This window comes from Streptomyces sp. NBRC 110611 (genome assembly GCF_001590865.1).
Taxonomy (GTDB): Bacteria; Actinomycetota; Actinomycetes; order Streptomycetales; family Streptomycetaceae; genus Streptomyces.
Map to the genome: position 1 here is coordinate 1 of NZ_BBUY01000082.1, position 1,248 is coordinate 1,248.

General features: G+C 68.1%; 2 protein-coding genes. Both read right to left on the reverse strand.

The features are described 5' to 3' along the window. Window positions 1-30 precede the first annotated feature (30 nt). Window positions 31-924 carry an IS3 family transposase gene (locus AZE13_RS33435; protein WP_107288613.1) on the reverse strand — a complete coding sequence of 298 codons (894 nt, stop codon included), beginning with the start codon at window positions 922-924 and terminating at the stop codon, window positions 31-33. Continuing rightward, window positions 921-1,205 carry a transposase gene (locus AZE13_RS33440; RefSeq protein WP_066940580.1) on the reverse strand — a complete coding sequence of 95 codons (285 nt, stop codon included), beginning with the start codon at window positions 1,203-1,205 and terminating at the stop codon, window positions 921-923. The genes AZE13_RS33435 and AZE13_RS33440 overlap by 4 nt, the downstream gene beginning before the upstream one ends. Window positions 1,206-1,248 lie beyond the last annotated feature (43 nt).

Consider the following 1,248-nt stretch of genomic DNA (forward strand, 5'->3'; position numbering starts at 1 on the left):
GTCCATCGCCTCGCAGCGTAGATGGTTGCGTTAAGCGGCTTGTGGCTGTTGCTCTGTGACGGTGTGCCGGTTCTCGTAGTCGATGGGTGGCAGCCAGCCGCAGGCGGAGTGGCGGCGGTGGGGGTTGTACCGGTTGGTGATCCACGTCGCGATCTTGAGACGGGCCTCGGCCCGGGCCCGGAACCGCTGGCGGTGGATGTACTCGACCTTGAGCGTGGAGTTCGTCGCTTCGGCGACAGCGTTGTCCAGCGCGGAGCCGACGCGTCCCATGGACTGCACCACGCCCAGACGCTCGCAGGCGTCACCGAAAAGCTTCGAGGTGTACTCACTGCCCCTGTCCGTGTGCATGATGAAGCCGTGCACGTCGCCACCGCGCGTGGCCGCGGCCATGTGCAGGGCGCCGACGACGAGTTCGGTGTCGTGGTGGGCGTCCATCGCGTAGCCGAACAGGCGACGTGAGTGCAGGTCGATGACGGTGGCGAGGTAGAGCTTGCCCTCGTCGGTGATGATCTCGGTCATGTCGCCGCACCAGGCGACATCCGGGGCCGGCGCGGAGAACTTGCGCCGGACCAGGTCCGGGGCGACGGGCCATCTGCCCTGCCGGGTCAGCGACCGGCGGCGCCGCTTGACGCGGCCGGCCAGGCCGAGCTCGGCCATGACCTTCGCGACGGTGTTCTTCGAGACCCGCCACCCGCGTTCACGCAGTTCACAGTGGACGCGCGGGGAGCCGTAGGTGCCGCCGGAGCGGTCGAAGACCTCCTGAATGGCCAGGGCGAGATCGGCGCGGCGTTCGTCCCTCGTGGTGGGCGGGCGGCCCAACCACTTGTAGAACCAGGACTGCGAGACCGCAAGGGCCCGGCAGGAGACGGCGTGCGGCACCCGATGGCTGGTCCTCTGGTCGGCGATGAAGTCCGCAACCGTCACTTCGTCGCCTCCTTGACCCACAGGACCACCGATCGCTTGAGGACATCACGTTCCATCCGCAGCTCGTGGTTCTCCTTGCGCAGCCGGGCCAGCTCGGCCCGCTCGTCCGGGTCCGGGCCGGCCCGAGACGTCTCCTTCTCGCGGGAGACCCACGTGGCAAGCGTGCCCTCGTTGACCCCCAGGTCCCGGGCCACCTGCGCGATGGGCTTCCCGGTCTCACGAACGATCCGGACCGCCCCGGCCCGGAACTCCGCGTCGTACCTCTTGCGCATCTTTGCCATCAAACTTCCTCATAGCGGACATCTCCACACTACGAGGGGAGAC

Excerpts from the sequence above, each read along its gene's own strand:
- AZE13_RS33440 (WP_066940580.1), bottom strand. The coding sequence starts at position 1,205 with ATGGCAAAGATGCGCAAGAGGTACGACGCGGAGTTCCGGGCCGGGGCG.